This window comes from Sporosarcina koreensis (assembly GCF_001531445.1).
Lineage (GTDB): Bacteria > Bacillota > Bacilli > Bacillales_A > Planococcaceae > Sporosarcina > Sporosarcina koreensis_C.
In genome coordinates this window covers 1-13,874 of record NZ_LQYA01000043.1, presented here as the reverse complement: position 1 = coordinate 13,874, position 13,874 = coordinate 1, and the positions used below count along the sequence as shown (strand labels likewise).

The 13,874-nt window shown below is 45.2% G+C and carries 20 protein-coding genes; 10 read left to right on the top strand and 10 right to left on the bottom strand.

Translation table 11 applies throughout. The annotated features are described in order from the left end of the window. Positions 1-193 precede the first annotated feature (193 nt). From AWV70_RS06630 to AWV70_RS06615, 4 genes are all read right to left on the bottom strand, one after another. The gene (locus tag AWV70_RS06630) at positions 194-553 is read right to left on the bottom strand and encodes a hypothetical protein (RefSeq protein WP_060205427.1); all 360 of its coding nucleotides are present in this window, start codon (positions 551-553) and stop codon (positions 194-196) included. 133 nt (positions 554-686) lie between these two features. Further along, the gene (locus AWV70_RS06625; RefSeq protein WP_060205425.1) at positions 687-1,421 is read right to left on the bottom strand and encodes a hypothetical protein; all 735 of its coding nucleotides are present in this window, start codon (positions 1,419-1,421) and stop codon (positions 687-689) included. Beyond that, positions 1,421-1,948 carry an RNA polymerase sigma factor gene (locus tag AWV70_RS06620; RefSeq protein WP_153009917.1) on the bottom strand — a complete coding sequence of 176 codons (528 nt, stop codon included), beginning with the start codon at positions 1,946-1,948 and terminating at the stop codon, positions 1,421-1,423. Before AWV70_RS06620 ends, AWV70_RS06625 begins: the two co-directional genes overlap by 1 nt. A 123-nt stretch (positions 1,949-2,071) precedes the next feature. Beyond that, a complete protein-coding gene (locus AWV70_RS06615; protein ID WP_060205423.1) occupies positions 2,072-2,962 on the bottom strand; it encodes an EamA family transporter in 891 nt (296 codons plus the stop codon). Positions 2,963-3,247: 285 nt separating this feature from the next. Here AWV70_RS06615 and AWV70_RS06610 point away from each other — a divergent pair, with 285 nt between their 5' ends. The 3 genes from AWV70_RS06610 to AWV70_RS06600 are packed head-to-tail and all read left to right on the top strand — an operon-like array spanning position 3,248 to position 5,126. Beyond that, positions 3,248-3,448 carry a PLDc N-terminal domain-containing protein gene (locus AWV70_RS06610; protein ID WP_060205420.1) on the top strand — a complete coding sequence of 67 codons (201 nt, stop codon included), beginning with the start codon at positions 3,248-3,250 and terminating at the stop codon, positions 3,446-3,448. Further along, positions 3,445-4,347: an ABC transporter ATP-binding protein gene (locus AWV70_RS06605; protein WP_060205418.1), complete on the top strand. Its 903-nt coding sequence runs from the start codon at positions 3,445-3,447 to the stop codon at positions 4,345-4,347. Before AWV70_RS06610 ends, AWV70_RS06605 begins: the two co-directional genes overlap by 4 nt. Next, positions 4,344-5,126 (top strand): ABC transporter permease, encoded by a 783-nt coding sequence (locus AWV70_RS06600; protein ID WP_060205416.1) that lies wholly within the window; start codon positions 4,344-4,346, stop codon positions 5,124-5,126. The genes AWV70_RS06605 and AWV70_RS06600 overlap by 4 nt, the downstream gene beginning before the upstream one ends. A gap of 98 nt (positions 5,127-5,224) precedes the next feature. Here AWV70_RS06600 and AWV70_RS06595 read toward each other — a convergent pair whose 3' ends face one another. Further along, complete coding sequence (locus AWV70_RS06595) at positions 5,225-5,452, bottom strand: hypothetical protein (protein WP_060205414.1); 228 nt, start codon at positions 5,450-5,452, stop codon at positions 5,225-5,227. Between the two features lie 140 nt (positions 5,453-5,592). Between AWV70_RS06595 and AWV70_RS06590 the strand changes: the two genes are divergently transcribed. Continuing rightward, positions 5,593-6,090: a general stress protein gene (locus tag AWV70_RS06590; RefSeq protein WP_060205412.1), complete on the top strand. Its 498-nt coding sequence runs from the start codon at positions 5,593-5,595 to the stop codon at positions 6,088-6,090. Between the two features lie 54 nt (positions 6,091-6,144). Here the strand turns inward: AWV70_RS06590 and AWV70_RS06585 are convergent, their stop codons facing one another. After that, on the bottom strand, positions 6,145-6,345 hold the full coding sequence (locus AWV70_RS06585) for a CsbD family protein (RefSeq protein ID WP_060205410.1): 201 nt from the start codon (positions 6,343-6,345) through the stop codon (positions 6,145-6,147). Between the two features lie 209 nt (positions 6,346-6,554). Between AWV70_RS06585 and AWV70_RS06580 the strand changes: the two genes are divergently transcribed. Then, entirely contained in the window at positions 6,555-6,950 is a 396-nt protein-coding gene (locus AWV70_RS06580; RefSeq protein ID WP_060205408.1) for a hypothetical protein, read from the top strand. A 45-nt stretch (positions 6,951-6,995) separates the two neighbouring features. Here AWV70_RS06580 and AWV70_RS06575 read toward each other — a convergent pair whose 3' ends face one another. Together AWV70_RS06575 and AWV70_RS06570 are read right to left on the bottom strand one after the other, a co-directional pair. Continuing rightward, positions 6,996-7,814: a flagellin gene (locus AWV70_RS06575; protein WP_082713502.1), complete on the bottom strand. Its 819-nt coding sequence runs from the start codon at positions 7,812-7,814 to the stop codon at positions 6,996-6,998. A 71-nt stretch (positions 7,815-7,885) separates the two neighbouring features. After that, positions 7,886-8,911 carry a PQQ-dependent sugar dehydrogenase gene (locus AWV70_RS06570; RefSeq protein ID WP_060205406.1) on the bottom strand — a complete coding sequence of 342 codons (1,026 nt, stop codon included), beginning with the start codon at positions 8,909-8,911 and terminating at the stop codon, positions 7,886-7,888. A gap of 130 nt (positions 8,912-9,041) precedes the next feature. Between AWV70_RS06570 and AWV70_RS06565 the strand changes: the two genes are divergently transcribed. From AWV70_RS06565 to tatC, 4 genes are read left to right on the top strand one after another with little or no spacing between them, the layout of a single operon-like run. Next, a complete protein-coding gene (locus AWV70_RS06565; protein WP_060205404.1) occupies positions 9,042-9,797 on the top strand; it encodes a gluconate 2-dehydrogenase subunit 3 family protein in 756 nt (251 codons plus the stop codon). A gap of 14 nt (positions 9,798-9,811) precedes the next feature. After that, entirely contained in the window at positions 9,812-11,524 is a 1,713-nt protein-coding gene (locus AWV70_RS06560; RefSeq protein ID WP_153009916.1) for a GMC family oxidoreductase, read from the top strand. Between the two features lie 18 nt (positions 11,525-11,542). Continuing rightward, complete coding sequence (gene tatA / locus AWV70_RS06555) at positions 11,543-11,740, top strand: twin-arginine translocase TatA/TatE family subunit (protein WP_060205402.1); 198 nt, start codon at positions 11,543-11,545, stop codon at positions 11,738-11,740. A 12-nt stretch (positions 11,741-11,752) separates the two neighbouring features. Beyond that, the gene (tatC, locus tag AWV70_RS06550) at positions 11,753-12,619 is read left to right on the top strand and encodes a twin-arginine translocase subunit TatC (protein WP_060205400.1); all 867 of its coding nucleotides are present in this window, start codon (positions 11,753-11,755) and stop codon (positions 12,617-12,619) included. A gap of 50 nt (positions 12,620-12,669) precedes the next feature. Here tatC and AWV70_RS06545 read toward each other — a convergent pair whose 3' ends face one another. Then, complete coding sequence (locus AWV70_RS06545) at positions 12,670-12,861, bottom strand: hypothetical protein (RefSeq protein ID WP_235588561.1); 192 nt, start codon at positions 12,859-12,861, stop codon at positions 12,670-12,672. Positions 12,862-13,064: 203 nt separating this feature from the next. After that, complete coding sequence (locus AWV70_RS24115) at positions 13,065-13,205, bottom strand: hypothetical protein (protein ID WP_201024324.1); 141 nt, start codon at positions 13,203-13,205, stop codon at positions 13,065-13,067. Between the two features lie 169 nt (positions 13,206-13,374). On the opposite strand from AWV70_RS24115, the gene fosB reads away from it, so the two are divergent. Beyond that, positions 13,375-13,791 carry a metallothiol transferase FosB gene (fosB, locus tag AWV70_RS06540; protein WP_082713503.1) on the top strand — a complete coding sequence of 139 codons (417 nt, stop codon included), beginning with the start codon at positions 13,375-13,377 and terminating at the stop codon, positions 13,789-13,791. The last annotated feature ends 83 nt before the right edge of the window (positions 13,792-13,874 follow it).

Below are 13,874 nucleotides of genomic sequence, written 5' to 3'. Positions count from 1 at the left end.
AGTCGGATAAAACGCCGTATTGCTCAAAACGACATAGGGGCGCCCCTCCAGATCCACGCCATTACCGACAATACGTGCTTTGAATGTTTTTTTATAGACATTTTGATAATAAATACGATCTTTTAACATGATCCCGTCTCCTTATGTGCATCGTTTACAATCAGTGTACAACAAATAGAAAAGGGCTTCCCGCTTATTTTAGCGAGAAGCTCCGATCATTTTTTTCACGAAAGGAGAGGATCCTTTCCACTAATCTATCGTACTTATCTTTCCACAATACTCTCATCGCCAACGTCAGGAACAATAATAGCCCGAGAAGAACGATTGAGACGATGCTTGTTATCTGAAAGAATTTCATCTCCTTGAATCCGCCAAGTCCTATGGAAATAATAATACTAGTAACAAAGACGATGAAACAGACAGGCAACAGTTGAATAAATATATCATACTTCTTTCTTTTAAAATACTTCATTGTGATTGGTGTAATGAAAGCAATCAGCGTGATATATAGTAAAACGATCAGCGTATCGATGACAATCATAAAAATATCCATGGTCAACCTCCTTGCTATCTATTATTGCAATTTATACCCTTTACTCTTATAACATATGCATAAGTGCAGGAGAAACTACTTTTATACCTATAAAAAAAGAAGGGGCAAAAAGGATCCCCCTTCAATACTCCGTTCATTCGATAATTTCAAAGCTCTGTAGCATATGATAGAACCTTGCGCCGTGGCCTTCCGCCGCTTCAAGGAAATAGTTTTCGGTAATGACAAAGCTCCCATCTTTGCCGTTACTGATGACGTACACATCGATGATCTTTCCATCCCACGTCGATTCGGTCAAACCGTGCAGCCAGAAGCCTTCGACTGGTTCTGAGACGGTTTCAATATCCCGAAGTTCCGGGAAATCGACCTTCAGCTTTTCCTCAAGCTCTTTTACAAGCGTTTCCGGCTTGTCGGAAGGATACTGTTTAATTTCCATGCTCACTTCCGGGTATTTCTCTGGTAGAGGATCGATCGTCGTAATAAGATCGGCGTCTTCACCTTTGATCATTTTATAGCGGGATTCATCCACATAGATGATGTATTCGGAATCTTTTCCTTCATTCAAATGGACTTCCGTTGGCTCGTCCTGCCCTTCGATGTTTTGGATAAGTTCCTTTTCAGGGACGAATATATCCTTGATGCCTTTGATCAATGCCAGGCCGGGCTCGGTCTGTAAGGTGAACGCAATGACAAATGCCGCCGCCGCAATGAGTACTGCGGGAATCCAGCGTTTTTTTCGTTTCATAACGGTCTTTCTCCCTTCAAATAGTTCTTTGTTGATTTCATTCCAAATATCGTCCTTCAGTTCATGCACATCTGCGTTCGTTTTTTGTTCAAGCTCCCTCTGTATTCGCTCGTCAAATTTGCTCATCAGGACATATCCTCCTCTCGAGTGGGCTCCAGCAGCTCTTTCAACCGCTTTCTTCCTTTGAATAATCGCGACTTGACAGTGTTTTGATTCAACCCTAATATGTCCGCAATCTCTTTTTCGGTAAACCCTTTAATATATTTCAAGATCAGCGGAATCCGATGGGAATCATCCAATGCTTGAATCATATCGTAAAGCTCCGTCAACTGATCGAACGATTCCTCAGAAAGGGAAGGATCATTCTCAACCGATTCGATATTCGAAAGGGGGGACTCCCTTTTCAGTAAACGAAGACATTCATTCGTCAATATCCGATAAAACCAAGGGTCGAAAGGCAATGCCGGATTGTAGCTGTCAATTTGCCGGTAGACCCGGATGAACGTTTCTTGCACCGCATCCTTCGCCATTTCGCGGTTGCGGGTGATGGCGGAGGCTGTTCGAATCGCCTGGCCCGCATAGGCGTCGTAAAATTGCCGAAAAGCGGCTTGATGACCCGCCTGTAGTTGTTGAATCCACTTTTCCTGCTGCACGCGGCATACTCCTTTCAGAACAACCGATTTTGTTGCTCTCACTATATATACCCTCAGGTTTGCCAAAAAGTTTTCGGTGAAACAAAAAAACACATCACTCTTCCAAGTGATGTGCAAGTTGCCTTAAGTATTTTTCAATCGAATCCGTCTGTTGACGATGCTCGGCAGTGTCATGCCGACGAGGATGATTACAATGCCCGCTATCTGCAAAACGGTCATATGCTCATGCAATAGAAGCATCGAAACTGTGACGGCGACCGGCAATTCGATTGCGCTTAAAATCGATGCCATCCCAGTCCCGACCTTCGGGATGCCGATGGAGAATAGGAGGATTGGCAGGATAATGCCGAACACCCCTAAAATCAAGCCATATAGCCATAAGCCGTTTAGCAAAGTACCATCCCAGACGATTTGAGGCTCTTGGAAAAAGGTGATGGCAATGGCGGCGAAGAAAGACATGAACAACAGCCTAGTGAGCATGTCCATTCCTTCCACCTGTCGTTGATTGACCATAAGGAATGCAGAAAAGCTCACCGCTGCGGCCATTCCCCAAGCCCATCCTTGCCATGGGATACCGCTTAAATCGGCATCGATGACCCCTGCTGCAAAAATTGTCCCTCCGAATAAAAACAATAATGAAATGACTTCAATCCGTTTTGGCAGACGCCGTTGGGCGATGCAATCGAAAAGCATGCCGATCCAAGTGAATTGAAAAAGCATGACGACAGCGAGAGAAGCGGGCATCAAACTGACTGCCTTCCCGTATACTGTCCCTGTAATCGCTGTTAACAGGCCCGCAACTACAAGCGTAAAACCACCGCCGAATTTCGGAAATCTCCGACGGGTGAAAAAATAAATGAGTGCGGCTAGTAGAAAGCCGGTATAGTATTGGCTTGTCACTGCCTGAGGTGCTGTAAACCCGTCCGCAATGGCCAATTTAATAATGGTAGATAGAATTCCATAACTGCACGCCCCAAGAATGACGAACAGCGGATACATCCAAGGTTTCATCATATGTCCTCCAGTCCAGGCAATAGTATAACATGGGCAGAAGAAAACCATAAGGAGAAGTGATTGCAGCTGGGGACACGCCTTAAGCGGGTGCTTCCACATCCAAAGCAAGAGTAGGCGCGTCCAAAGCAAGAGTAGGCACGCTCAAAGCAAGAGTAGGCGCGCTCAAAGCAAGCATCCCATCATTGCGGAAAATATTAATTTGAAGAAAAACTTTCATCTTGTTATATACAGTCTATAACAAGTGTGTTATATTAAGTGTATAACAAACGAGAGGTTGTGAAGTTCATGTCTGATCTTGCAAACATACCTTGGAATCTTATTTTGCCGATCATTGTACTTCAACTGATCCTCATGGTTGTCGCTTTGGTCGATGTTATCCGTCATCAACGGACGAATGGACCATTTATCATGTGGATTTTCATCATATTACTCGGCGGCATCATTGGTTCGATTGTGTATTTCATTTTTGGGAGGCGGCAAGAATGACGCATTTGCTGCAAGTTAACGATCTATCAAAAATATACGGAAGTCATAGGGTGGCAGATTCGATCTCCTTCGAATTGGAAGCAGGCACATCGACAGCATTGATCGGTCCGAACGGGGCGGGGAAGACGACGACATTGTCTATGCTCGCGGGACTTGTAACGCCGACGAACGGATCGATTTTGTTTAGAGGGCAGTCGAAGCCGGATATCCGGGGTTCCATCGGTTACCTTCCTCAATATCCGAAGTTTTTCCCTTGGTTGACAGCGCTGGAGTTCACGGAGATGGCGGCCGTATTGAGCGGAGTTGAGAAAACGCAGGCATTGACGGAAGCAAAAAAGACGCTGGAATTTGTCGGTCTTGGAGACGCGATGAAGAAAAGGACAGGAACGTTTTCCGGAGGCATGAAGCAGCGGCTTGGTTTGGCGCAGGCGATTGTCCATGGACCGGAGCTGTTGCTGTTAGATGAGCCTGTATCGGCGCTCGACCCAGTCGGACGGCGGCAAGTGATGAATCTATTGAAGGAGCTCCAACAGAAAACGACAATTTTATATTCGACCCATATTTTGAATGATGCAGAAGAGATGACAGACCAGCTGTTATTTCTGCGAAAAGGGGTCCTTGTCGAAAATGGATCGTTGGAAACAATCCGTGAGAAATATGCCAATCCCCGTATTCTCATCGAATTTGAGTCGATAGCAGAGGCTGAAAGGTTTGCCGCTATTTCCCCTTGGGCAGTTGAGAAGGTAAAGAAACATGTATCTATCGATGCCTTGCAGGAAGGGGTCGGTACGCCTGAAGTTGTATCTTTGCTGCATACGGAGTCCCTCCCTATACGGAAGGTGGAATTACAGACGGCAAGCCTGGAAGAAATCTTCATGAAAGTGGTGGTGGAGGAATGAGCAGCTTGAATACATTACTGCGCAAAGAATGGCGAGAAAACATCCGTAATTTCAAACTGTATTGGATTCCGATTGTGTTCGTCATCTTTGGAGTGCTAGAGCCAATCACGAACCACTTTCTACCTGAAATCATGAAAAGTGTAGGGAATCTTCCAGAGGGGGCGGACTTCCTATGGCCAGAACTCCGAGGGGAAGACATTTTCGTTTCATTAATGAGCCAATATCAGACGATCGGCATCCTTGTCATCATCCTCGCTTTCATGGGATCCATTTCGGGCGAGCGGAAAAGTGGAACGGCAACGCTTCTATACGTGAGGCCCATGTCGTTTGGGCAGTATTTCCTCAGTAAATGGATTAGTGTCAATGCGATTGTATTGGCCAGTGTGTGGTTAGGTTTTTTTGCGGCTTGGTATTATATCCGGATTTTATTCAACTCAGTAGGGGCAGGGGAAGTCTTTACGTTTCTAGGGACGTATAGCTTATGGGTGGTTTTCGCTGTGACGGTCGTATTGGCTTTCAGTGCTTGGCTATCTACGGGAGGCGCTGCAGGGCTTTCGATTTTGGTCTTGCTTGTTTTCCAGATCATTGACGGAGTAGTCGGCATATACTGGACGGTGACTCCATGGAAATTGAGCACATATGCAGCGAGTGCATTCGGTTCATCTGCAGATCAAGCGGCATACTGGATGAGTATCGGGCTAACGGCTGCTCTCATCATTTTGCTTGTCCTCTTTGGGATGTACATGGCGAAAAGGAATGCTGCCAAGACATTGGTCTAATTTACATTTCCCGGGGAATACCGACAGGTGACGACACGAAAATATGCGGCAAAAAATAGAGGTTAGGAATTTCAGATTCCACCTCTATTTTTTTGCGATTATTTATATTTCTTTTCACTGGAAGAACGGCTCTTCGTATCACGGTGATGCTCTTCCTCGTGTTCTTCCAATCTTACATCTTCCAATGGAATCGGATCGACGTTCTGCATATCTTCGTGCATATCGTAGATGCTTTCCTTGTCAGTCGGCAAATTCTCCGGGTTGTCCATGAAAGGACCTTCGGCATCTTTCCGATCTTCTGAAGTAAAAGGTTTTTTCTTATTCATTGAAAGCACTTCCTTTCTGTATTAATTCTATTCACGCCTTTCGCTTGCACTAAACATTGATCGCATTCAATGAAAATGTGTTTTCAGACGATTCTAGGGGTACAGTAATGGAAACGAATGAAAAAGGAGTGTTTTGACAGATGGAAAAAAAGTATGTCGGCACGCAAAATAAAATCGACGCGGCATTGTATAAGATTACGGAATTAACATCGCAGGGCTATTCAGAGGACCAGATTTCTGCCGTGGCAAACACGGATGATGATTTTGCAGAATTGCGCAGGCAGACGTTTGTATCTTTGGATGGGCAAGGAAAAGAAGGGTTTCTGGATCGATTTAAGGGCACATTTCTTGATGAACGGCCAAAACAGGCAAAATTCTTCGAAGACATGGGATTCTCCGAAGAGGTAGCAGATCGTATTTATAATGATATGAAGGATGGCGGAATCGCGATTTTTGTCGAAAATGTGGAACCGGAGCTATCAGAGGAAGGACGCGGAAGGGGAGAAGTCGAGGATACAGAAAGGGATATTCGAGCAACAATGATCGACAGGCAAACAATGCTGCCCGCTGATGATCTAGTAAAGCCGAGAGACGAACATGGAGACTCTGTTCCGCGGATTAAAACCGATAACTTATAACGAAGGAAGGCTGCCTCCATTCGGGTAAAGGAGACAGCCCGCCTTCCAAGTTCCTTATCGACGTTGGTTTTCATCATTGCCGAAGCGGTCCTTAAATTTGCCGACTTCCTGTTGTGCTTCACCTTTCAGTTTATCCAATTTGCCTTCCGCTTGCAGCATTGCATCATCCGTTGCATTGCCGAATTGGTCTTTTGCTTCACCTTTTACTTTATTCACGGCACCTTTGAATTTCTCCGAATATCCTTTTTCTTTCATTCTGAAAACCTCCCCAAAGAGTAGTAGTTTTTAAATACCCGATAGGGAAAAAAGGCAAACGTAATCACAAGGATAGCCTGAGATTACAACCTGACAAGAGTGGAAAGTCCTTGAGAATTATGTCGAAAATTTGGATGAACTTACCTTTTACCATATTTGTACGCTTTATATAATAGAAGGGTACATATGTATTTCATGGAGGAGATGGAATGATAAGAAAAGGTCGTTTTGCAGTTTGGAACGGTAGAGAATATCCCATCGTATCCCAGCGACGGAAGTATTATTTACAATCCGGGAATCCGGAAGATAAGGTTTTAGGATTTATTGAGATGGGTGTAAGCGGTGATTTATATAAGGAAATTAGCACGGATGAATTGGAAGACGCTTATGAAGTATTTCCATATGCCATGCTGTCTGGTTATCGGTTTGCGTTGGAGAGCTATGAAAAAGAGACCGGCATGGTGATGCTTGTGACGAATAATCCATTTGCTCAAAAGAAAGTCGCGGTCAGCCCTTATGGTAAAGATGAGTATCGAATGGACATTCCAGTGGACCAAGTTACGATCTTGGAAGACCGGGTTCCTATTTTAGGGTTTGAAGAGTAAACAGCAGGCTGTCCGAAAAAGTGATGCTTGTTAGTGGACAGCCTGTCATGATTGTTTAAGTAGTTGAAGGACGGATTGAGCCTGTTGCATATGCAATGAAAGGACGTATTGGCTCGCTTGCAACAGAATATTTGCTTTCGTCAACGCCATCATCTCTTTTGCGATGTCGACGTCCCGAATGCGCGACTCGGCCGCCGTCAAATTCTCTTCCATGGTCACTGCATTGTTATACGAATGCTCCAGCCGATTGACGTATGCACCCATCCGGGACCGTTCGGCGGAAGTTTTTTGAATGGCATTGTCTAATTCCCCAATCGCTTTGTCGGCATCTTCTCGAGTAGCGATGGACGAATCTTTTATTCCGAGGGAATCTATACCCATATCTCCAATGGAAAACTCGATGGATTGCCCGGCGTTGGCGCCCGCCTGCGTTTTGAATGAAGTGCGCGATCCATCAAGCAAAGGCATTGTATTGAATTCAGTATCCGTCGATGTACGTTGGATTTCTTTCTTCAATTCCTGAAATTCAAGATCGAGCAATTCGCGGTCGGCATCCGTCAATGTATCACTCGCAGCTTGTACACTTAACTCCCGCATTCGCTGGAGCATTGCGTGTGTTTCATTCAACGCACCTTCCGCCGTCTGAAACAGCGAAATGCTATCTTGGATATTGCGTTGCGCCGCTTGAAGACCACGAATTTGAGCGCGCATTCTCTCGGAAATGGCTAGGCCGGCGGGGTCATCCGCTGCCCTGTTGATGCGCTTACCGGAAGAAAGCCGCTCCATCGACAGCATAACCTGCTTATTATGCATCCCCATATTGCGAAGGATATTCAACCCCATTGCATTCCAATTGCCGAGCAACCCAATCCCCCCTTTTATCCTGTCTTACTGTTAGTATCGGAATATTTTGGAGAAAGTTTACAAATGATGGTTTATTCTAAAATCATTTGATAGGGAGTCAACTTATAGAGACTGTCATCTGTATCCGATGGGTTTCCACGGCCATCTGTGTTATTTGAAATGAAAAACAGTGACTCGCCATCGGAGTAGACGTCCCGAATACGACCGTAACCTTCGATTCTGTCAACTATTTCCATTCGTTTTGGGTCAATCACCAGTATCGCCTCTCCTCTTAAGGCGGCGACATATAATAAACCTTCATGAAATGTCATCCCGGATGGCGCCCAAGTTTCGTTTTCCCCTGAAGTTAGCAACGGTGTTTCCATGCCCTTGGATTTCTTATTCCCTTCAATTAATGGCCACCCATAATTACTACCTTGCACAATCTTGTTAATTTCATCATTCGCCGATTGACCATGCTCAGAAGAATAGAGTTCACCATCTGAATTCCAGGCAAGCCCTTGCGGATTCCGGTGACCTGAGCTGACGATGCTGAAGGTGCCATCCTTTTGCAGTTTGACAATCTTACCATTGAGTGAACGAGGATCTTGTGCATTATTTGGCTCAGCTCCATCGCCAATCGTTGCAAATAAGACTCCGTCCGGGGACAATGCAAGCCGCCCTCCATGATGGACAGGACCCGATTCGATTGAATCCAATAATACTTCCACCTCATGCCACTCGCCTTCGTCATACTTCAATATCACAATCCGATTGACTGGGGCTCCATCCAGATCGTATGTGTAATATGCATAGGCTAAGCCCGATTCATCGAATCCCTTTTGGAGAACAAATCCGAGCAACCCGGCTTCCGCTGCATTCGATAGGGATTCTGACAGATGTACTTCCTCCCGTATTGGATTGCCATCAGCCTCTATCCTGACAATCGCTCCATTCCGTTCTGAAATGAAAAAACGATTCCCGTCTGAAGCGATGGACCAAGGGGATTCCAAATGCGCAGCCAGTGGTTCCGTAAAAGTCCCAGTGGTCGTTTTACCATTCGATGAACACCCCGCCAATACAAGTAGACTCATCATGAGTAAAATAAGCTTTTTCAATTGATAGCTCTCCTTCCAAAGGCTCTATTTCAGAACAATATACCGCAACTGGATAATTTATGCTCAATTTGTATGAAACCCATAAGAAAAAGGACATGCTAGATGGCACATACAGGAAGGAGGAAACAAGATGGCTGATGATCAAAAAAAAGGTTTGTCGAGACGCGATTTCCTCAAAACGACAGGAATCGCCACGGGAGCATTGGTAGGGGGAGGACTGATTGGAGGTCTTGTTGGCTACAACGTCAATAAAGACGGTGTACAAAGAAAGAGCGGTACAGAGAATGCTGAGGATCATGATGTAACTTCGGTCAAAGGCTTGATGTTTTTTACGAATCATGCAGACTTCAACGTGCTTTCCCAGGCGGTAGAGCGGATTTTTCCGGAAGATGATCTCGGACCGGGAGCCATCGGTCTCGGTGTGCCCTATTTCATAGACAACCAGTTGGCCGGAAATTATGGCAGCAATGCACGGGAATATATGCAAGGCCCATTTTTCGCGGGAGAAGCGACACAAGGCTACCAGAGTAGTCTAACGCGTGCTGAAATGTTCAGACAAGGGATTGCCAAGATGGAGGAAGAGGCGCAAAAACGTTATCAAAAACCGTTTGTCGATCTGGATGGCGGCCAAATGGATGAAATCATTACGTCATTCCAGAAAAATGAAGTGGAGATGAAGGGTGTTTCTTCGGAATTCTTCTTCCGTATTCTTCGGCAAGCGACATTGGAAGGTGCTTATGCCGACCCTATCTACAATGGAAATAACAATATGGACGCCTGGAGAATGAAAGGCTTCCCGGGCCATCAATTCGCGTATATCAATATGATTGAAGATGAAAAATTTCAAAAGATCGAGCCAAAATCAATTAGCAGTATGCAGCACTGACGGAGGGATGCCAAGTGGCTAAAACATTGGATAAGGTTAATGTAGTGACGGTAGGAGTCGGATGGATGGGAGGAATCATCGCCGCCGAGTGTGCGAAAGCCGGTTTGAAAGTGCGTGGTCTGGAAAGAGGGAAATCGCGAAGCACAGCTGATTATCAAATGATACATGACGAATATCGGTATGCAATCCGCTATGAGCTCATGCAAGATTTGTCAAAGGAGACGATCACGTTCCGCAACCACCGCAAAATGCGTGCGCTTCCGATGCGCCAGTTGGGTTCATTTCTCCTAGGCGAGAATCTCGGCGGTGCGGGAACGCACTGGAATGGCCATACATTCCGCTTTTTGCCGTATGATTTTCAAATTAAGACAATGACCGAGCAAAAATACGGGAAAAACAAACTATCATCAGATTACTTACTGCAGGATTGGGGAGTCACGTACGATGAATTGGAGCCGTATTTCGATAAATTCGAAAAGACGGCAGGCATATCGGGAGAATATACAAATCCTTTCGCGGGTAAACGTTCGAATGATTTTCCGACCCCGCCGATGAAAAGGACCCCGATTCTGAAAAAGTTTGAAACTGCCGCTTCATCCTTGGGCTACCATCCATACATGCTGCCCTCAGCCAATCTGTCAGAGGCATACGAAAACCCGGACGGCGAGACAATTGGCGCCTGCCAATATTGTGGTTTTTGCGACCGGTTCGGCTGTGAATATGGGGCAAAAACGTCTGCTGAAATTACTGTTATACCGACAGCAATGAAAACGGGGAATTTTGATGTGACATTCCACGCTAACGTCGTTGAAGTGCTAAAGTCCGGAAATAAAGTGACCGGTGTGAGGTATGTGGATACGCAAACCGGCGAGGAGTTCATCCAACCAGCTGATGTCGTTGTTTTAACAAGCTATGTAATGAACAACGCAAAATTGCTCATGGTCTCCAAAATTGGTGAACAATATAATCCTGACACGGGAAGAGGTACTTTGGGCAAAAATTATGGATATCAAATTTTGCCTGGAGCGACCGGATTTTTCGATGAGCAGATGAATGTGTTCATGGGTGCAGGCGCTCTAGGCATGACAATCGATGATTTCAATGGCGACAGTTTTGATCATTCCGATGTCGATTTCATTCATGGGGGGAGCATTTCACTTACGCAACCGGGATATAGGCCGATTCAGACGAATCCGATTCAGCCGGATGTACCTGCTTGGGGCGCAGAATTCAAGAAGGCATCCATTGAAAACTTTACTCGCATGCTATCGATTGGCGGCCAAGGGGCTTCCATGCCGCATAAGGAAAACTTCATGTCGCTTGACCCTGACTATAAGGATGCATACGGGGTACCCCTATTGCAGCTGACGTACAATTTCACCGAACAGGACCGCAATATGCATAAGTACCTGACAGACCGGATTGCGGAGATTATGAAAGAAATGGGTGCGAAAACTGTAGTTCCTGGAAATCCGATTTCCGATTATGACATAGTTCCTTACCAAACGACACATAATACGGGTGGAACAATTATGGGTACGGACCCAGCTACTAGTGTTGTCAACACCTATTTGCAGCATTGGGACGCGGAGAATCTGTTCGTCGTCGGTGCAGGGAACTTCCCGCATAATGGCGGCTATAACCCAACAGGCACAATCGGGGCATTGGCATACCGCACAGCAGAAGCCATTCAGAAGTACAGCAAAACGGGAGGCTCTCTCGTTTAAGAAAGGGAGAATTTCGCTATGAGTTTAGCGAGTATCGGTGTACCGGGGTTAATTATCATCTTAGTCATTGTTCTCATCCTTTTTGGACCGCGCAAGCTGCCAGAAGTCGGATCGGCAGTCGGCAAGACATTGGCGGAGTTCAAAAAGTCCGCACGCGACATTTTGGATGATGAAGAAGTCAAAAAGGAACCTTCGAATAAGACGGATCATTCATAAGTAGGTGGAGACATGGATCCTTATGGTGATCATCATCGGAAAATTGTAAGCCCGCTGGACAAAAAGGACATGACGATAAAAAGTAGGAACGTTGAAGAAAGTGAAGCGGTAAAGATGGTAGAGGAGTGGACCGAAGCGGATACTGTATTAAATGTAGAACCGGGGGACTCGGTTGCCGGAGATCCTCCACTAGTCGAACATCTCACTGATTTACGCAAACAGCTCATTAAAAGTGCAGTTGTATTTGTAACTTTTTTTATCGGTGTATTCGCGACAGTCAATCTATGGTTTCCAGTTGTCACAAGAGGCCACGAATTAATCGTCCTTGGACCGATGGAGGTCGTTGTCTTTTACATGTCCATCTCGACGGCATTGGCATTTGGACTATCGCTTCCGTTCGTCTGCCACTTTATATGGCAATTCGTGAAGCCTGGACTGAATCCGAAGGAACAACAGTTTCTCAGCCTGTATTCGCCGGTCATGTTTTTCTTGTTCCTTGGAGGATTGGCGTTCGGCTACTTCGTCGTCAATCCACTGAGTTACGGCTTCCTTGTCTCATTAGGAGCGATGAATTTCAAAGTGATGGTGTCGGCACAGGAATATGCGAAATTCCTGCTCATGACGACGATGCCGATCGGGCTCCTATTCGAGTTGCCAATCGTCGCCATGTTTTTGTCTGCAATCGGCGTGTTGACAGCCGACACCTTACGAAAAGTGAGGAAGTGGTCGTATTTGATTTTGGCCGTCGTGTCGGCGCTGATTACACCTCCCGACTTCGTTAGCCAGCTCATCGTACTCGTTCCGATGATCTTGCTGTACGAGGCGAGCATTTTCATCGTTCTGTATATGGAAAAGCGTCATGTTGTGGTCAACGAATAAAAAGGAGAGGGTGCATTCATACGCGCGCCCTCTCCTTTTATTATTTGGCTTCAGTTGAATAGTCCGCCCAACAATCCTTTATTCCGACTAGCGGAAGGGGAAGTACGGGAGCTTTTACCGCTTCTCATCGGTGTAGACCCGAATGAATCGAATTGCTTCGACAATTTATCGCGTGCGTCCTTGTTTCTCATTAAATACGCTGCACCTAAACCAAGAGCGGCCAATGCCATCTTTTTTCTCATCATAGTTTCCTCCTATTTGTTAATCGTAAAGAATACTTTCCCGAATTGGCAGAGTCTAAACAAAGTGCAGGTCTATTCTTTGCGCGGCCGACTCCATTATTTGGTTAAGCGCTCATTTAATCGCAAAACGGCTCCATTATCAGCATGGATCACTAAAAAATCGACATCCAAAAAGGATGCCGATTCTCCCGTGAGAAAGATTTTTATGAAGTAGATGATCCATTTTTTGAGGTGAATGGTTCTGCGAGCGATTCAAACTGCTTCATCAGCTTTCCGCGGACATTTTTATTCCTCATTAGGAATGCGGCTCCGATCCCTATTGCTGCTATCGCCATTTTATTCATAAAAACGTCACCTTCCTCACATTGGATTTTGGATCATCTTTAAGATTCCCTACTTTGTGCATTCTATCCGATTTTTTAAATAAATAGAGGGTTTGGGGCAATGAATTCAGAATGGGAACTACAAAGGAGATGACTCATTTGAGAAACAGGATAGAAGTACGTGAATGTAGTGATTAGAGGAATCAATCATCTTTTATTTTCTGTAACCGACTTGGACCGATCGATTACATTTTACGAAAAAGTATTTGATGGGAAACTGCTTGTAAAAGGGAGAACCACAGCGTATTTAGACGTAAATGGCATGTGGTTTGCATTAAATGTTGAGAAGGATATCCCCCGTAATGAGATTCGGCAATCTTACACACATATTGCATTTTCTGTTGAAGATTGTGATATGGAACAAATGGCAAAGAAGTTAAAGGTTCTAGAAGTATGCGTTTTGCCAGGGCGTGAGCGTGATCCGCGTGACAAGAAATCGATTTACTTTGAAGACCCGGATGGGCATAAGTTTGAATTCCATGCAGGTACTTTACAGGATCGACTTGATTTTTACCAAAAAGAAAAACCGCATATGGTGTTTTTCTAGAAAGGGGAGTTCAGCTGAGAAAGCTGGACTTTTCTTTTTTTTTTTTTTTTTGGAAAATAAATTACGTCATGGAGTAATTTGTT

Excerpts from the sequence above, each read along its gene's own strand:
- AWV70_RS06610 (WP_060205420.1), top strand. The coding sequence starts at position 3,248 with ATGTCTGATCTTGCAAACATACCTTGGAATCTTATTTTGCCGATCATT.
- AWV70_RS06615 (WP_060205423.1), bottom strand. The coding sequence starts at position 2,962 with ATGATGAAACCTTGGATGTATCCGCTGTTCGTCATTCTTGGGGCGTGC.
- AWV70_RS06625 (WP_060205425.1), bottom strand. The coding sequence starts at position 1,421 with ATGAGCAAATTTGACGAGCGAATACAGAGGGAGCTTGAACAAAAAACG.
- AWV70_RS06545 (WP_235588561.1), bottom strand. The coding sequence starts at position 12,861 with ATGAGAAAAAAGATGGCATTGGCCGCTCTTGGTTTAGGTGCAGCGTAT.
- tatA (WP_060205402.1), top strand. The coding sequence starts at position 11,543 with ATGAGTTTAGCGAGTATCGGTGTACCGGGGTTAATTATCATCTTAGTC.
- AWV70_RS06600 (WP_060205416.1), top strand. The coding sequence starts at position 4,344 with ATGAGCAGCTTGAATACATTACTGCGCAAAGAATGGCGAGAAAACATC.
- AWV70_RS06630 (WP_060205427.1), bottom strand. The coding sequence starts at position 553 with ATGGATATTTTTATGATTGTCATCGATACGCTGATCGTTTTACTATAT.
- AWV70_RS06595 (WP_060205414.1), bottom strand. The coding sequence starts at position 5,452 with ATGAATAAGAAAAAACCTTTTACTTCAGAAGATCGGAAAGATGCCGAA.
- AWV70_RS06590 (WP_060205412.1), top strand. The coding sequence starts at position 5,593 with ATGGAAAAAAAGTATGTCGGCACGCAAAATAAAATCGACGCGGCATTG.
- AWV70_RS06585 (WP_060205410.1), bottom strand. The coding sequence starts at position 6,345 with ATGAAAGAAAAAGGATATTCGGAGAAATTCAAAGGTGCCGTGAATAAA.
- AWV70_RS06580 (WP_060205408.1), top strand. The coding sequence starts at position 6,555 with ATGATAAGAAAAGGTCGTTTTGCAGTTTGGAACGGTAGAGAATATCCC.
- AWV70_RS06565 (WP_060205404.1), top strand. The coding sequence starts at position 9,042 with ATGGCTGATGATCAAAAAAAAGGTTTGTCGAGACGCGATTTCCTCAAA.
- tatC (WP_060205400.1), top strand. The coding sequence starts at position 11,753 with ATGGATCCTTATGGTGATCATCATCGGAAAATTGTAAGCCCGCTGGAC.
- AWV70_RS06605 (WP_060205418.1), top strand. The coding sequence starts at position 3,445 with ATGACGCATTTGCTGCAAGTTAACGATCTATCAAAAATATACGGAAGT.
- AWV70_RS24115 (WP_201024324.1), bottom strand. The coding sequence starts at position 13,205 with ATGAATAAAATGGCGATAGCAGCAATAGGGATCGGAGCCGCATTCCTA.